Annotated in this window: 14 protein-coding genes; 7 read left to right on the forward strand and 7 right to left on the reverse strand. The window is 58.6% G+C overall.

The genetic code is table 11. The features are described 5' to 3' along the window. Positions 1-69 precede the first annotated feature (69 nt). Both hyi and gcl read right to left on the reverse strand, forming a co-directional pair. The gene (gene hyi / locus FW764_RS12075; protein WP_446434118.1) at positions 70-852 is read right to left on the reverse strand and encodes a hydroxypyruvate isomerase; all 783 of its coding nucleotides are present in this window, start codon (positions 850-852) and stop codon (positions 70-72) included. 10 nt (positions 853-862) lie between these two features. Further along, on the reverse strand, positions 863-2638 hold the full coding sequence (gcl, locus tag FW764_RS12080) for a glyoxylate carboligase (RefSeq protein WP_446434119.1): 1776 nt from the start codon (positions 2636-2638) through the stop codon (positions 863-865). Between the two features lie 257 nt (positions 2639-2895). Between gcl and FW764_RS12085 the strand changes: the two genes are divergently transcribed. Continuing rightward, positions 2896-3336 carry a GlcG/HbpS family heme-binding protein gene (locus FW764_RS12085; protein ID WP_446434120.1) on the forward strand — a complete coding sequence of 147 codons (441 nt, stop codon included), beginning with the start codon at positions 2896-2898 and terminating at the stop codon, positions 3334-3336. Positions 3337-3471: 135 nt separating this feature from the next. Here the strand turns inward: FW764_RS12085 and FW764_RS12090 are convergent, their stop codons facing one another. The 3 genes from FW764_RS12090 to FW764_RS12100 all read right to left on the reverse strand — a co-directional run bounded on the left by FW764_RS12090 (position 3472) and on the right by FW764_RS12100 (position 6632). Further along, positions 3472-4077 carry a TetR/AcrR family transcriptional regulator gene (locus tag FW764_RS12090; protein ID WP_446434121.1) on the reverse strand — a complete coding sequence of 202 codons (606 nt, stop codon included), beginning with the start codon at positions 4075-4077 and terminating at the stop codon, positions 3472-3474. 475 nt (positions 4078-4552) lie between these two features. Beyond that, positions 4553-5341, reverse strand: a complete 789-nt coding sequence (locus FW764_RS12095) for an MlaA family lipoprotein (protein WP_446434122.1) — start codon at positions 5339-5341, stop codon at positions 4553-4555. Next, positions 5334-6632 (reverse strand): serine/threonine protein kinase, encoded by a 1299-nt coding sequence (locus tag FW764_RS12100; protein WP_446434123.1) that lies wholly within the window; start codon positions 6630-6632, stop codon positions 5334-5336. The genes FW764_RS12095 and FW764_RS12100 overlap by 8 nt, the downstream gene beginning before the upstream one ends. A 236-nt stretch (positions 6633-6868) precedes the next feature. Between FW764_RS12100 and FW764_RS12105 the strand changes: the two genes are divergently transcribed. Beyond that, positions 6869-7237 carry a hypothetical protein gene (locus tag FW764_RS12105; protein ID WP_446434124.1) on the forward strand — a complete coding sequence of 123 codons (369 nt, stop codon included), beginning with the start codon at positions 6869-6871 and terminating at the stop codon, positions 7235-7237. Between the two features lie 93 nt (positions 7238-7330). Here FW764_RS12105 and FW764_RS12110 read toward each other — a convergent pair whose 3' ends face one another. Beyond that, entirely contained in the window at positions 7331-8884 is a 1554-nt protein-coding gene (locus FW764_RS12110) for a glycoside hydrolase family 17 protein (RefSeq protein WP_446434125.1), read from the reverse strand. A gap of 331 nt (positions 8885-9215) precedes the next feature. Here FW764_RS12110 and FW764_RS12115 point away from each other — a divergent pair, with 331 nt between their 5' ends. From FW764_RS12115 to FW764_RS12125, 3 genes are all read left to right on the forward strand, one after another. Further along, positions 9216-10067 carry a glycine betaine ABC transporter substrate-binding protein gene (locus FW764_RS12115; RefSeq protein ID WP_446434126.1) on the forward strand — a complete coding sequence of 284 codons (852 nt, stop codon included), beginning with the start codon at positions 9216-9218 and terminating at the stop codon, positions 10065-10067. 284 nt (positions 10068-10351) lie between these two features. Next, the gene (locus FW764_RS12120; protein WP_053255227.1) at positions 10352-10663 is read left to right on the forward strand and encodes a DUF485 domain-containing protein; all 312 of its coding nucleotides are present in this window, start codon (positions 10352-10354) and stop codon (positions 10661-10663) included. Beyond that, complete coding sequence (locus FW764_RS12125) at positions 10660-12318, forward strand: cation acetate symporter (protein WP_446434127.1); 1659 nt, start codon at positions 10660-10662, stop codon at positions 12316-12318. The genes FW764_RS12120 and FW764_RS12125 overlap by 4 nt, the downstream gene beginning before the upstream one ends. Positions 12319-12570: 252 nt before the next feature. Here FW764_RS12125 and gltA read toward each other — a convergent pair whose 3' ends face one another. Continuing rightward, positions 12571-13860, reverse strand: coding sequence for a citrate synthase (gene gltA, locus FW764_RS12130; protein ID WP_446434128.1), 1290 nt, complete (start codon positions 13858-13860; stop codon positions 12571-12573). Between the two features lie 364 nt (positions 13861-14224). On the opposite strand from gltA, the gene sdhC reads away from it, so the two are divergent. Both sdhC and sdhD read left to right on the forward strand, forming a co-directional pair. Further along, positions 14225-14599 carry a succinate dehydrogenase, cytochrome b556 subunit gene (gene sdhC, locus FW764_RS12135; RefSeq protein ID WP_003172804.1) on the forward strand — a complete coding sequence of 125 codons (375 nt, stop codon included), beginning with the start codon at positions 14225-14227 and terminating at the stop codon, positions 14597-14599. Continuing rightward, entirely contained in the window at positions 14593-14961 is a 369-nt protein-coding gene (gene sdhD / locus FW764_RS12140) for a succinate dehydrogenase, hydrophobic membrane anchor protein (RefSeq protein ID WP_003172805.1), read from the forward strand. Before sdhC ends, sdhD begins: the two co-directional genes overlap by 7 nt. The last annotated feature ends 1 nt before the right edge of the window (position 14962 follow it).

Here is a 14962-nt window from a genome sequence, read left to right on the forward strand (position 1 = left end):
CTTTTTATTAGGTGGGCAGGCCTGGCGCGACCTGCCAAACACAGGCGATCCCAATGTGGGGTGTGTCTGTTAGATCGCGTTATGGGTTTTGAGCCAACCCAACCCCGCTTCAGTGGTGGTCAGCGGCTTGTATTCACAGCCCACCCAACCGGTGTAACCGATGCGGTCCAAATGCTCGAACAGGAAGCGATAGTTGATCTCCCCAGTCCCTGGCTCGTGACGCCCTGGGTTGTCGGCCAGTTGGATGTGATTGATCTCGCCCAGGTGCGCGGCCATGGTCCGGGCCAGGTCGCCTTCCATGATTTGCATGTGATAGATGTCGTATTGCAGGAACAGGTTAGCGCTGCCCACTTGCTCGCGAATCGACAGGGCTTGCGCCGTGTTGTTGAGGTAGAAGCCAGGAATGTCGCGGGTGTTGATCATCTCCATCACCAGCTTGATGCCTGCCGCTTGCAGCTTGTCGGCGGCGTACTTGAGGTTGGCGACAAAGGTTTTTTCCACGGTGTCGTCGTCAACGCCTTGCGGACGGATGCCCGCCAGGCAGTTGATCTGCGTGTTGCCGAGCACCTGGGCATAGGCGATGGCGAGCTTGACCCCGGCACGGAACTCCTCGACTCGGTCCGGGTGGCACGCCAGGCCACGTTCGCCCTGAGCCCAGTCACCGGCCGGCAGGTTGAACAGCACTTGGGTCAGGCCGTTAGCATCCAGGTGTGCCTTGATCTCGGCGGAGCTGAATTCGTACGGGAACAGGTACTCGACACCTTGGAAGCCGGCATTGGCAGCCGCTTTGAAACGGGCGAGAAAGTCCTGCTCGGTAAACAGCATGGACAGGTTGGCGGCAAAACGCGGCATAGGGTTCTCCTTAATCGAGCAGGGAAATGGCAGTCGGCGCATCATTGCCGACCAGGGCCAGATCTTCGAATTCGTTGACGGCGTTGATCTCGGTGCCCATAGAAATATTGGTCACGCGCTCCAGAATAATCTCAACAATCACCGGCACCTTGAATTCTTCAATCATCTCCTTGGCCTTGCGCAACGCCGGCGCAATCTGGCCCGGTTCGAATACGCGCAGGGCCTTGCAACCCAGGCCTTCAGCGACCGCGACGTGGTCCACGCCGTAGCCGTTGAGCTCCGGAGCGTTGAGGTTGTCGAAGGACAGTTGTACGCAGTAGTCCATTTCAAACCCGCGCTGGGCCTGGCGGATCAAACCCAGGTAGGAGTTGTTCACCACCACGTGGATGTATGGCAGCTTGAACTGCGCGCCCACGGCCAGCTCTTCGATCATGAACTGGAAGTCATAGTCGCCTGACAGCGCCACCACGTTGCGGCTCGGGTCTGCCTTGACCACACCGAGCGCCGCCGGAATGGTCCAGCCCAACGGGCCGGCCTGGCCGCAGTTGATCCAGTGGCGTGGCTTATAGACGTGCAGGAATTGCGCGCCGGCAATCTGTGACAGGCCGATGGTGCTGACGTAGCAAGTGTCTTTGCCGAACACCTGGTTCATCTCTTCGTACACCCGTTGCGGCTTGACCGGCACGTTGTCGAAGTGGGTCTTGCGGTGCAGGGTGGCTTTGCGTTGTTGGCAGTCATTGAGCCAGGCGCTGCGGTCCTTGAGCTTGCCTGCGGCTTTCCACTCGCGGGCCACTTCAATGAACATCGTCAACGCAGAACCGGCGTCCGAAACAATGCCCAGGTCCGGGGTGAACACGCGGCCAATCTGCGTCGGCTCGATGTCCACGTGAATGAATTTGCGGTCTTCGGTGTACACCTCCACCGAACCAGTGTGGCGGTTGGCCCAGCGGTTACCGATGCCCAGCACCACGTCCGACTTGAGCATCGTCGCGTTGCCATAACGGTGCGAGGTTTGCAGGCCGACCATGCCCACCATCAGCGGGTGGTCGTCCGGGATCGTGCCCCAGCCCATCAGGGTCGGGATCACCGGGATGCCGGTCAGCTCGGCGAACTCCACCAGCAGTTCGCTGGCGTCGGCGTTGATCACGCCGCCGCCGCTCACCAGCAACGGGCGCTCGGCCTGGTCGAGCAGCGCCAGGGCTTTTTCGACCTGGATGCGCGTGGCCAGCGGCTTGGCGAGCGGCAATGGCTGGTAGGCGTCGATGTCGAATTCGATCTCGGCCATCTGCACGTCAAACGGCAGGTCGATCAGCACCGGGCCGGGGCGGCCGGAACGCATTTCATAGAATGCTTTCTGGAACGCGTAGGGCACCTGGCCGGGTTCGAGGACGGTGGTCGCCCACTTGGTCACCGGCTTGACGATGCTGGTGATATCGACCGCCTGGAAATCTTCCTTGTGCATGCGTGCACGCGGGGCTTGGCCGGTGATGCAGAGAATCGGGATCGAGTCGGCCGAGGCGCTGTAAAGACCCGTGACCATGTCGGTGCCCGCCGGGCCCGAGGTGCCGATGCACACGCCGATATTACCGGCCTTGGTGCGGGTGTAGCCCTCGGCCATATGCGAGGCGCCTTCAACATGGCGAGCAAGGACGTGATCGATGCCACCGACCTTCTGCAAGGCCGAATACAACGGGTTGATGGCGGCGCCTGGAATACCGAAGGCAGTGTCGACACCTTCACGGCGCATCACCAGGACGGCGGCTTCGATTGCTCTCATTTTGCTCATGGTTTTGGTGCCTCTTGCGTTTTGTAATTGTATACAAGTGGTGTCTGCTCAAAGTGTATTCACGGCGAGCGGCGCAGGTCAATCCATTTCATTCACTGACCTTTGCGTTCGTCGGAACGGCTTTTTTCGACGTATGGAGCCTTTGTGCGAAAATATTGTATACAGAAATAAACTTTATTGTGTTCTATTTGTTTGATCGAGCTTCTGATCAATCAGACCTCCACCGCTTTACCCATAACAAGATAAGGACGGCAGCTATGAGCGCTTTAACCTTGAAAATCGCAGTCAACCTGGCCGGTCAGGCCATCACCGCAGGTCGCACCATTTCCGCCGCGCCGCTTACCATTGCAGTGCTCGACAATGGCGGACACTTGGTCACCCTGCAGCGCGAAGACGGCGCCAGCCTGCTGCGCCCGCAAATCGCCATTGGCAAAGCCTGGGGCGCGATTGCCCTAGGCAAGGGCTCACGTTTGCTGGCGTTGGACGCGCAGCAACGCCCGGCCTTTATCGCGGCGTTGAACAGCCTGGGGCAGGGCAGCGTGGTGCCGGCGCCGGGCGGGGTATTGATTCGGGATCAGGCGGGGGCGGTACTGGGGGCGATCGGGATCAGTGGGGACACGTCGGACATTGATGAGCAGTGCGCGATTACGGCGATTGAGGGGGTCGGGTTGTTGGCGGATGCGGGGGTGTCTGCTTGATTATTAGGTGACCGATAGCTTGCCATCGTGGGCAAGCCCGCCCCCACATTGGCTTTGCGGTGTTCATACAGCGTGTGTCTGGCACAGTAGCAAATGTGGGAGCGGGCTTGCCTGCGATGGCCACACCACGGTTTATCAGTCCGGCTCACACCCCTTCAACACCAACCGAATAATCGTCTGCGCCGCTGCTTCATAATCTGCCTCATCCAGCTTGGCTTTCCCGGTTACCGCCGAGATCTGCCAATCAAAATCGGCATACGTCTGCGTCGCCGCCCAGATGCTGAACATCAGGTGATTAGGGTCAATGGCCGCGATCAGGCCACGGTCTACCCAGCTCTGGATGCAGTCGATGTTGTGCTTGGCCTGGGCGTTCAGTTGCTCGACTTGCTGGCTGCTCAGGTGCGGCGCGCCGTGCATGATTTCGCTGGCGAATACTTTGGAGGCAAACGGCAGGTCGCGGGAGATGCGGATTTTCGAGCGGATGTAATTGCTCAGCACCACCGCCGGCTCACCGTCGGGATTGAACGGCGTGGACGCGGCCAGGATCGGCTCGATAATACTCTCGAGCACCTCGCGATACAGGTTGTCCTTGGACTTGAAGTAGTAGTAAACGTTGGGCTTGGGCAGCCCGGCCTTGGCGGCGATGTCGCTGGTTTTAGTCGCGGCGAAGCCCTTGTCGGCAAACTCCTCACTGGCCGCCCGCAGGATCAGTTCTTTATTGCGCTCGCGAATGGTGCTCATAAACTAGGAATATCCTTGCCAAGACAGGCGGTCGGGCATGGTAGCACCGGCTTGGCGCAGCGCTCAATGATACAGGCGCAGCCCTTGCGCGTCGGGTGTTTGAACGTATTCACGGCAGTACAGGCTGGCCGCGCTGCTAGCGTTATAGAGGACCGATTTAATCCTTCCTAAGATCTGCAGCTCTGTTTGGCCTATCCAGGGCGGGCTTGGGTTACTTGCTGCTGATGCTGCCAGCCAAGGTCACTCTGTTATGCCGTAGGCTCACGGATAACGGTATTAGCCAAGTCAACTCGTTCTGGACGTTGTTGCCTGTTGTCGGGTCGCTCTTCTGGGTTGGTTTTGGGTTATACCCGGGCGCTAAGGAACAACCGGCTAGCCGCTCTGTGGATACGTCACGCACTGCTGAGTGATTGTTGGAGCAGAAACAAAAAAGCCACTCACTTAGGTGAGTGGCTTTTTCGTATCTGGATGGCGTTTACTCGGCAATCTGCAACTTGCGCGATTCGGTGTAGATGTAGCGCACCTTCTCATACTCAAACGGCGAGTTCATCTGGCCGTAGCGGAAGCTGGTCTGGTAGCGCTTGTCGACGGCACGCAGGGCCCAGATTTCCGGGTGGTTTTCGCTGACCTTGGACACGTTGAGGAAGTTGATTTCGGTTTCGGCGCCGTAGTCGACGATCAGGCCGGTGGTGTCGCGCAGGTTTGACGGACCGAAGATCGGTAGCACCAAGTACGCACCGCCGGGCACGCCGTAGAAGCCCAGGGTCTGGCCGAAGTCTTCGCTCTGGCGCGGCAGGCCCATCGCGGTGGCCGGGTCCCACAGACCGGCGACGCCGATGGTGGTGTTGAGCAGCAGGCGCCCGGTGGTTTCCAGGGAGCGGTGGCCCTTGAATTGCAGCAGGCTGTTCAGCAGGTTGGGCACATCACCCAGGTTATTGAAGAAGTTGCTCACACCGGTGCGCAGGAAGCTCGGCGTGACATAGCGGTAACCGTCAACCACCGGCAGGAACACCCATTGGTCGAAACGGTAGTTAAAGTGGTATACGCGGCGGTTCCACGATTCCAGTGGGTCGTACACGTTGAGCGCGGTGAGCGATGAACGTTCGAACTCGCGCTGGTCCAGGCCCGGGTTGAACTTGAGCTTGGTCAGCGGCTCCTTGAAACCGTCAGAGTCGACCTTGACCGGTTCGTGCGCCTTGCTGTTGTCGGCATTGGCGACGCCCGCGCACATCAGGGCGGCGAGCAGCAGAAGATATTTAGCCACGGAAGAACTCCAGCATGGCGTCGGCGTTGACGCGGTAATTGAGGTTGCCGCAGTGGCCGCCCAGCGGGTAGACGGTCAAGCGATCGCCGAAGGTTTTACGCAGGAAACCGAGGTCGCCCGGGCCGAGGATTACGTCGTCGGCGTTGTGCATGACTGCGATTTTCGGGCTGTCGTGCAGGTAGTCCTTAAGCGCATACAGGCTCACTTGGTCAACCAGTTGCAGCAAACTGCCGCCGTCGGAGCGCGCGCGCCACATCGGAATCACTTGTTCGGTGAGGTAGCAGTCGAAGTCGCATTGCAGCGCACGCTTGAGGAACGGCGTGAGGCTGGTGCCTTCGGTGATCGGGTATTTAGGCGGGATGATCAGGCCGCGGCGGTTGATCAGGTCCGAAGTAAAGGCGATGTCGGCCGCCGAGAAGCGGAACGAGGTGCCGATCAGCATGGCCATCTGTTCGTTAGTCAGGTGCTGCTTGGAGTTCTGGAAGTCGTAGAGCAGGGCGTCATTGAGGTCGATGTAGCCCTTTTGCTGGAAGTAACGGGTCAGTTTGCTCAACACCAACTCGTAGAAGGTGGTGGTGTTGTTGATGCCCTTAACCTCGGTCTGTACCAGCTTGTCGAGGTTGGTGATCGAGGTGTAGAGGTTGACCGGCGGGTTGAGCAGCAGCACTTTCTTGAAGTTGAAGCTGCGACGGGTCTCGTCGAGCTTGCTGACAAATGCCGCATCCAGGGCGCCCAGGCTGTAGCCGGTGAGGTAGAAGTCGGTCACTGGCAGAGAGGCGTTCTGTGCGCGCACAGCTTGCATCACGCGGTACATGTCCTCGGCGTCTTCCTGGCTGATACCGGGAGTGGCGAAGCGCGACGCTGAGGCGATGAAGTCGAAGCTGGTCGGTGAAGACAACTGCACCACGTGGTAGCCGGCTTGGTAATACAGTTTTTTCAGGTATTCATTGATGCTGCTGTCAAAACGCGCACCGGTGCCTGCGATCAGGAAGATCAACGGCGCGGCGCGGTCTTGTTTGGCGATACGGTAGGTGAGTTTCTTCACTGCCCAGAAATTGTCCGGCAAACTGAATTCGCGCTCGGGGCGCATGTTCAGGGTGTAGTCGGACTGGTTGATCTCATCGTTGGTCGGTAATTTGGGCCGAAGATCAGGCGGGGTGGTGGCGATGGTCGCTTCGAACGGGTTGGTCAAAGGGTAGCCATAGGTGGCCTGGTCGATGTCGACGGCCAGTGCTGACGCACTCAAAAAAAGGCTGCCGAGTAAGGCAGCACAGCGCAAGGAACGGAGCATGACTTAATCCCTAAGAGGAAACGGGCTGAATGAAGTTCGCAGGCTATGACCACCGCGTTGCCACCGAAGTGCCAGCCTTCGGCACGAAAAGTCGGAAAAAAACGTCGGAATCGGGGTTATAGCAGCCAGAAGATACACGTTGCCGCGCGTCGATGAACACTAATTGTGCGCAGGTGCCTTGCTAACGGCTGCCGGCGCATTAAGCTGAGCGCCGTTTTTGCCTTTCGGAGTGCTCCATGTCCCGTCGTTTGCCGTTGATTCTGCTGCTCATTGCTCTGCCGTTATGGCTGGCCGCCAGTTATGGCGCCCGATACGGTTTTATGGAGGATGGCCGCTGGGTAGGAGTCTGCGTCGATGAGGCCAGCCGCTGGGAATGCCAGCTGCGCTCGAACCTGGGGCTGATGATTCACTTCAAGGTGTTGGGCTGGGCGGCATTGGTTACATCGGTGCTAGCGTTCTTTGTGCCTGGCCGTGCGGGATGGGGCCTGGCGGTACTGGGGCTGGTGTTCGGTTTTCCCGCGCTGGCGTTGTACAACACCACGTTCGCGGTGTTTGCGGTGGTGATTGCGGGGCTGCGGTTGGTCAGGAAGCCACGGGCTGCCTGATAGGACCTCATCGCAGGCAAGCCAGCTCTCACATCAGACCGAGTGGACTCTTTGGCATGCGGTCTAATGTGTGGCTTGCCTGCGATAGCATTTTTAAGCCCTACGCACCCGTAGGCAACGCCACAACGCTCCAACCATCATCACGCTGAGCACCGCCCAACCCCACGCCTGCTGGTTCAGCAACCCTTCGCGATAGAGCTGCGGCGCAATGCCGGCACCGATAATGAAGGCCAGCAGCGCGATCTCCCGGCGTGGCCCGGTTACCGGGCGAACCAGATACACCAGGGCCGGCAACACCAGTGCCGCACTTGGGAAGCTGCGATAGCGCGGGTCAAACACCAGTGCGAGCATCATCACCGCGCCGGCAAAGCCGGCGATTGCCACCAGCCAGCCTGCGCGTTGCTCCAGCCAGTTGAATGCCCGTTCGCGCCAACCGTCCCGCGCACTCAGGGCCAGCGCAGCATGGGCCAGCACCAGCAGGTTCAGCACGATCAGCAAGCCTGCCCACACCCATTCATCGTTGAAGCGTGCGGTGACGCGGGTCAGTTCGGCCCAGGTGCCGATTGAGCAGGCGGCGACCGCTCCGAGCAGTGGCAGCATTAGCGCTGCGCGAGTGCTGCGAACGCGGCCGCCGAGGGCCAAGGTGCCCAGCAGGATAATCCCGCCCACGCCCAGCCACAGCGGCCAGTACGGCACATTGCTCACCGGCCCGGCGAGGATGCCCTTGTCCTGGCGATCAGCATCAAACAGCCCCCAGTAACCGCCGACCGCGCCTTCACTGGCGCGTTTCCACGGCTGGTCAAACGCCTCGATCAGGTTGTAGCGCCAGCCGTTGGCTTCGGCCATGGCCACAAAGCCACGCATGAACTTGGCTTCGTTAACGCGGCTCGGCACGGCTGTTTCGCGCTGGCGACCTTCGCTGGGCCAGCCGGTCTCGCCGATCAGCACGTCTTTGGGGGCGAACTTGTTGCCGAAGGTCTGGCGTACATCACCCACGTGCTTGAGCGCCTGGTCGATGCCGGACGGGTCATCCTCCCAGTACGGCAGCAGGTGAATGGTCAGGAAATCCACGGCCGGGGCGATTTCCGGGTGTTGCAGCCAGAACTCCCACACATCGGCATAGGTGACCGGCTGTTTGATCTGACGTTTGACTTTATGGATCAGCGTCACCAGTTGCTTGGCGGTGACTTCCTTGCGCAACAGGGCTTCGTTGCCGACGATGACCGAGGTGACCACGTCAGGGTTGGCGTTGGCCGCAGTGATCAACTCGTCGATTTCTTTTTCGGTGGCAACCGCGTCACTGCTGACCCAGGCGCCGGCCATCAACGTCAACCCATGCTTGCGCGCCATGCCTGGCAGGGCTTCCAGACCGGTCATGGAGTAAGTGCGAATACATTCAAAACGGGTGGCCAGCAGTGCCAAGTCGGCATCCATACGCTCGGGGCGCAGCTGGAATGGCTGGTCGAACGGCGATTGGTCCTTGTCGAATGGCGTGTAGGACGCGCACTGCATTTTGTGGCTGGCGCTGGCCACGTCCGGCAACACCACGGGCCGGCCGAGGCCGTACCAATAGCCGACAAGGGCAAGCACGCCGAGGATCAAGGCGAAAACATAGGGCAGGGCAGGGAGGCGGGCAGTGGCAGGCATAGTCGGCTTATCTGGGGGAGCAAAGGCGCGCATCTTACCCGGATTTAGCCCGTCCAGTGGGGCAGCATAATTTAGACATGCAAAGTTCGGGCGGGATTTTGTTGCTATGTCCTACAAATCGTCCTGCTGGCGATGTGATGTCGTTTCTTGCTCACCTGAGGTCGCAGTCAGAGCAGGTCCAAGGCCCCGGCGGGTTGATGATCGAAGTGTCAGCACTCCACTGATGTCACAGCCTCCGGATCGATGCGCGTGAAGGGGGCGCGGTGCACCACATAACAACAGGTTGACGTCGCTCGGCATCCGTCGGGCGCAGCACTTTCGGGGAAGTACGATGAAGATGCGACGACTCTTGGGCGCAACTGCCACTCTGGTAGTTGCGATGAGCTCCACACTGGCCAACGCCGACAGCAAGACCCTGAGCATCGGCTATGTAGACGGTTGGTCCGACAGCGTTGCCACCACTCATGTGGCAGCAGAAGTGATCAAGGAAAAGCTCGGTTATGACGTGAAACTGCAAGCCGTCGCCACCGGGATCATGTGGCAGGGCGTCGCCACCGGCAAACTCGACGCCATGCTCTCCGCCTGGCTGCCTGTGACCCATGGTGAATACTGGGCCAAGAACAAGGACAAGGTGGTCGACTACGGCCCCAACTTCAAGGATGCAAAAATTGGCTTGATCGTGCCGGAGTACGTCAAGGCCAAGTCCATCGAAGACCTCAAGACCGACACTACCTTCAAGAACAAGATCGTCGGCATTGACGCCGGTTCAGGCGTAATGCTTAAAACCGACGAAGCCATCAAGGCCTACGGCCTGGATTACAAGCTGCAAGCCAGCTCGGGCGCCGCGATGATCGCCGAGCTGACCCGTGCCGAAGACAAGCAGGACTCGATTGCGGTGACCGGTTGGGTGCCACACTGGATGTTCGCCAAGTGGAAACTGCGTTTCCTGGACGATCCAAAAGGGATTTATGGTGCTGCGGAAACCGTCAACAGCATCGGCAGCAAGGGCCTGGAGAAGAAAGCGCCGGAAGTCGCCGCCTTCCTGAAGAAATTCCAGTGGGCCTCCAAGGATGAAATCGGCGAAGTCATGCTCGCGATTCAAGAGGGCGCCAAACCTGATGCGGCGGCCAAGGACTGGGTTGCCAAGCACCCAGAGCGTGTGGCCGAGTGGATCAGTAAATAACCGTTAACCCTGTAGAAGTTACGCCGCAGACCTAATGTGGGAGCGGGCTTGCTCGCGAATCTGGTGTGTCAGTCAGCACATTTATTGACTGATACACCGCATTCGCGAGCAAGCCCGCTCCCACATTTTTTTGTTTGTATTCAGGCTGCCATTTATTTGTTGACTGAAAAACTTGCGAAGTTGCTATCTCGTTCTACTACTAAGGTCGTCTGGAACCTGTTCTGCAGCCGCATACAGTGGATACGTTCCAATAATAAAAAAGCTGTGCTGCGAGGATAAAAACAATGAACGACAGCATTTACCTCTCGATTCAAAACAGCCCGCGTTTCAAGGAGCTGGTAAGAAAAAGGGAAAGGTTCGCCTGGATTCTCTCGGCGATCATGCTTGGGCTGTACTCCGGTTTCATTCTTCTGATTGCCTATGGGCCGCAAATACTGGGGGCCAAGCTCAGCCCCGGTTCGTCCATCACCTGGGGAATCCCGATTGGGGTCGGGCTGATTGTTTCGGCCTTTGTCCTGACTGCGATTTACGTACGACGCGCCAATGGCGAATTTGACGACCTGAACAATGCGATTCTCAAGGAGGCTGCGCAATGATCCGTCGTCTATTGGCTGTACTCGGCGCTTCGGTCTTTGCACCTGCTGTTTGGGCGGCGGACGCATTGACCGGTGAAGTGCATAAACAACCGCTGAATATCCCCGCAATCCTGATGTTCGTGGCCTTCGTCGGTGCGACCTTGTGCATCACCTACTGGGCATCCAAGCGCAACAAATCGGCGGCCGACTACTACGCGGCCGGCGGCAAGATCACCGGTTTCCAGAACGGCCTGGCGATTGCCGGCGACTATATGTCGGCGGCGTCCTTCCTGGGGATTTCCGCGCTGGTGTTCAGCTCTGGCTACGACGGCTTGATCTACTCGATCGGCTTCCTGGTGGGCTGGCCGATCATTCTGTTCCTGATCGCCGAGCGTCTGCGTAACCTGGGCAAGTACACCTTTGCCGATGTGGCGTCTTATCGCCTCGGGCAAGCTCAGATCCGCAGCCTGTCGGCCTGTGGCTCGCTGGTGGTGGTGGCGTTCTACCTGATCGCGCAGATGGTTGGTGCGGGCAAGTTGATCCAGTTGCTGTTTGGCCTTGATTACCATGTGGCGGTGATCCTGGTGGGCATCCTGATGTGCATGTACGTGCTATTCGGCGGCATGCTGGCGACGACCTGGGTGCAGATCATCAAAGCGGTCCTGCTGCTGTCCGGTGCCTCGTTCATGGCGCTGATGGTGATGAAGCACGTCAACTTCGACTTCAACATGCTGTTTTCCGAGGCGATCAAGGTTCACCCTAAAGGTGAGGCGATCATGAGCCCCGGCGGCCTGGTGAAAGATCCGATCTCTGCATTCTCCTTAGGGCTGGCGCTGATGTTCGGCACCGCAGGCCTGCCGCATATCCTGATGCGCTTCTTCACCGTAAGCGACGCCAAGGAAGCGCGTAAGAGCGTGCTGTATGCCACCGGCTTTATCGGCTACTTCTACATCCTGACCTTTATCATCGGCTTCGGCGCGATCCTGCTGGTCAGCACCAACCCGGCGTTCAAGGATGCGGCAGGCGCCTTGTTGGGCGGTAACAACATGGCGGCGGTGCACCTGGCCAACGCGGTGGGCGGCAGTATCTTCCTGGGCTTCATCTCGGCCGTGGCGTTTGCCACCATCCTGGCGGTGGTTGCTGGCTTGACCCTGGCGGGTGCTTCGGCGGTGTCCCATGACCTGTATGCCAGCGTGATCAAGAAAGGCAAAGCCAACGAGAAGGATGAGATTCGCGTATCGAAGATCACCACCATCGCCCTGGCGGTGCTGGCAATCGGCCTGGGTATCCTGTTTGAAAGCCAGAACATTGCGTTCATGGTCGGCCTGGCGTTCTCCATTGCTGCCAGCTGTAACTTCCCGGTGCTGCTGCTCTCCATGTACTGGAAGAACCTTACCACCCGTGGCGCGATGATTGGCGGCTGGCTGGGCTTGATCAGTGCCGTTGGCCTGATGATCCTTGGGCCGACCATCTGGGTGTCGATCCTGCATCACGAAAAAGCCATCTTCCCGTACGAATACCCGGCGTTGTTCTCGATGATCATTGCGTTCATCGGTATCTGGTTCTTCTCCATCACCGACAAGTCGGCGGCGGCAGAGAAGGAGCGTGCGCTGTACTTCCCGCAGTTTGTGCGTTCGCAAACTGGCCTGGGAGCGAGTGGGGCGGTTAACCATTAAGGTTATAGCTGGATAGAAAATGCCCCGGTCGAAAGGCCGGGGTATTTTTTTGCCTGAAGATTTGTGTTGGGTGGGCTGGCCTCATCGGGAGCAAGCCCCCTCCCACACTGGATTGGGTTCGCAGATTTCAACTTGTGAACACAGTCAAATGTGGGAGGGGGCTTGCTCCCGATGGCGGTAAACCAGGCACCACAAACAAAAACGGCCTCCGCTAAGGGAGGCCGTTCTCATTACAAGCAAGCCGCTAAGTGCTTACTTGCGATCTTCCAGCTTGGTAATGTCACGCGACTCGTAGCCGGTGTACAGCTGGCGCGGGCGGCCAATCTTGTACGGGCTGGAGAGCATTTCTTTCCAGTGGGAGATCCAGCCTACGGTACGGGCCAGGGCGAAGATCACGGTGAACATGCTGGTTGGAATGCCGATCGCCTTGAGGATGATCCCCGAGTAGAAGTCGACGTTCGGGTACAGCGAGCGTTCGATGAAGTACGGGTCGGTCAGGGCGATCTCTTCCAGGCGCATGGCCAGTTCGAGTTGCGGATCGTTCTTGATGCCCAGTTCCTTCAGCACTTCGTCGCAGGTCTTCTTCATCACGGTGGCGCGCGGGTCGCGGTTCTTGTAGACCCGGTGACCGAAGCCCATCAACTTGAACGGATCGTTCTTGTCCTTGGCCTTGGCGATGAATTTGTCGATGTTGGAGACATCGCCGATTTCATCGAGCATGGTCAATACGGCTTCGTTCGCACCGCCATGGGCAGGGCCCCACAGTGCGGCGATACCGGCGGCAATACAGGCGAACGGGTTGGCACCCGAAGAGCCGGCCAGGCGCACGGTAGAGGTGGAGGCGTTTTGTTCGTGGTCGGCGTGGAGGATGAAGATCTTGTCCATTGCCGCGGCCAGCACCGGGCTGATCGGTTTGATCTCGCACGGGGTGTTGAACATCATATGCAGGAAGTTTTCCGCGTACGTCAGGTCGTTGCGCGGGTACATCATGGGTTGGCCCATGGAGTACTTGTAAACCATTGCGGCCAGGGTCGGCATCTTGGCAACCAGGCGGATCGCGGAAATTTCGCGATGCTGCGGGTTATTGATGTCCAGGGAGTCGTGATAGAAAGCCGACAGGGCGCCGACCACGCCGCACATGACGGCCATCGGGTGGGCGTCGCGACGGAAGCCGTTGAAGAAGGTCTTCAACTGCTCGTGAACCATGGTGTGGTTCTTCACGGTGCTGACGAACTGGGCTTTTTGCTCAGGCGTTGGCAATTCGCCATTTAGCAGCAGGTAACAGGTTTCCAGATAGTCCGACTGTTCGGCGAGTTGCTCGATCGGGTAGCCTCGGTGAAGCAGAATGCCATTATCGCCATCGATATAGGTGATCTTCGACTCGCAAGAGGCGGTCGACATGAAACCTGGGTCGAAAGTGAAACGGCCCGTGGCCGTCAGGCCCCGTACGTCGATAACATCGGGACCAACGGTGCCGGTTAAAATGGGCAGCTCGACGGGGGCTGCGCCCTCGATGATCAACTGCGCTTTTTTGTCAGCCATGTGGCCTCCTATTTATGCTTCAAATCATCAGACAGACCCCCCACGCAGGGCCCGCACCACTATAGTGAGATAAATTCAGATGTCAATTTGCCTAAAGTCTTGCTCCAGAAGGCTTTAACTATACTTTTTCCTCGAAATTGAACGCCGTTTACGCCTTTTATCCTGCCAGCGCAATCCGCTATTAGGGTGAGGTGTGCGCGTTGTCATTAGTAGCCTAACTGTCTATACTCGGCCACCGACCGCCAAGGGCTTTTGGGCTTGCTTTCATTGGGGGTCGCACTCCCTGGGTGGTGCTTACCTGACCAGTGCACTCCCCAACAACTTTGCCCTGATTGTTAGGGGCTCTTCAGTGTGAAAAAAAGCCGTGAATAGCCAACGACCTGTAAACCTAGACCTAAGGACCATCAAACTCCCCATCACCGGCGTTACGTCGTTCCTGCACCGTGTTTCCGGCATCATCCTGTTCCTGGGCTTGGGCATCATGCTTTATGCATTGAGCAAATCCCTGGGTTCCGAGGAGGGTTACGCCGAGGTGAAGGCATGCTTGACCAGCCCGCTGGCCAAGTTCGTAGCATGGGGCCTCCTGTCCGCTCTGCTTTATCATCTGGTAGCCGGCGTGCGCCACTTGATCATGGATATGGGCATCGGCGAGACGCTGGAAGGCGGCCGCCTGGGCTCGAAAATCATCATCGCCATTTCCGTGGTGCTGATCGTTCTGGCAGGAGTTTGGATATGGTAACCAGCGTTACGAACCTTTCGCGTTCAGGCCTCTATGACTGGATGGCGCAGCGTGTGTCTGCGGTCGTTCTCGCGGCTTATTTCATTTTCCTGATCGGATACCTCGTCGCAAACCCGGGCATTGGCTATGAGCAATGGCACGGGCTGTTTTCCCACAATGCGATGCGAATCTTCAGTCTGCTGGCACTTGTAGCCCTGGGCGCACACGCCTGGGTCGGCATGTGGACCATCGCGACTGACTACCTGACGCCGATGGCGCTGGGCAAGTCCGCGACTGCAGTCCGTTTCCTCTTCCAGGCAGTATGCGGCGTCGCGATGTTCGCTTACTTCGTCTGGGGTGTGCAGATTCTTTGGGGTATCTGAG

The sequence above is a fragment of the Pseudomonas sp. 1152_12 genome, from assembly GCF_052850675.1.

What these genes read in the sequence shown, in the direction of transcription:
- hyi (WP_446434118.1), bottom strand. Translation starts at nt 852, where the DNA reads ATGCCGCGTTTTGCCGCCAACCTGTCCATGCTGTTTACCGAGCAGGAC.
- gcl (WP_446434119.1), bottom strand. Translation starts at nt 2,638, where the DNA reads ATGAGCAAAATGAGAGCAATCGAAGCCGCCGTCCTGGTGATGCGCCGT.
- FW764_RS12085 (WP_446434120.1), top strand. Translation starts at nt 2,896, where the DNA reads ATGAGCGCTTTAACCTTGAAAATCGCAGTCAACCTGGCCGGTCAGGCC.
- FW764_RS12090 (WP_446434121.1), bottom strand. Translation starts at nt 4,077, where the DNA reads ATGAGCACCATTCGCGAGCGCAATAAAGAACTGATCCTGCGGGCGGCC.
- FW764_RS12100 (WP_446434123.1), bottom strand. Translation starts at nt 6,632, where the DNA reads ATGCTCCGTTCCTTGCGCTGTGCTGCCTTACTCGGCAGCCTTTTTTTG.
- FW764_RS12105 (WP_446434124.1), top strand. Translation starts at nt 6,869, where the DNA reads ATGTCCCGTCGTTTGCCGTTGATTCTGCTGCTCATTGCTCTGCCGTTA.
- FW764_RS12110 (WP_446434125.1), bottom strand. Translation starts at nt 8,884, where the DNA reads ATGCCTGCCACTGCCCGCCTCCCTGCCCTGCCCTATGTTTTCGCCTTG.
- FW764_RS12115 (WP_446434126.1), top strand. Translation starts at nt 9,216, where the DNA reads ATGAAGATGCGACGACTCTTGGGCGCAACTGCCACTCTGGTAGTTGCG.
- FW764_RS12120 (WP_053255227.1), top strand. Translation starts at nt 10,352, where the DNA reads ATGAACGACAGCATTTACCTCTCGATTCAAAACAGCCCGCGTTTCAAG.
- FW764_RS12125 (WP_446434127.1), top strand. Translation starts at nt 10,660, where the DNA reads ATGATCCGTCGTCTATTGGCTGTACTCGGCGCTTCGGTCTTTGCACCT.
- gltA (WP_446434128.1), bottom strand. Translation starts at nt 13,860, where the DNA reads ATGGCTGACAAAAAAGCGCAGTTGATCATCGAGGGCGCAGCCCCCGTC.
- sdhD (WP_003172805.1), top strand. Translation starts at nt 14,593, where the DNA reads ATGGTAACCAGCGTTACGAACCTTTCGCGTTCAGGCCTCTATGACTGG.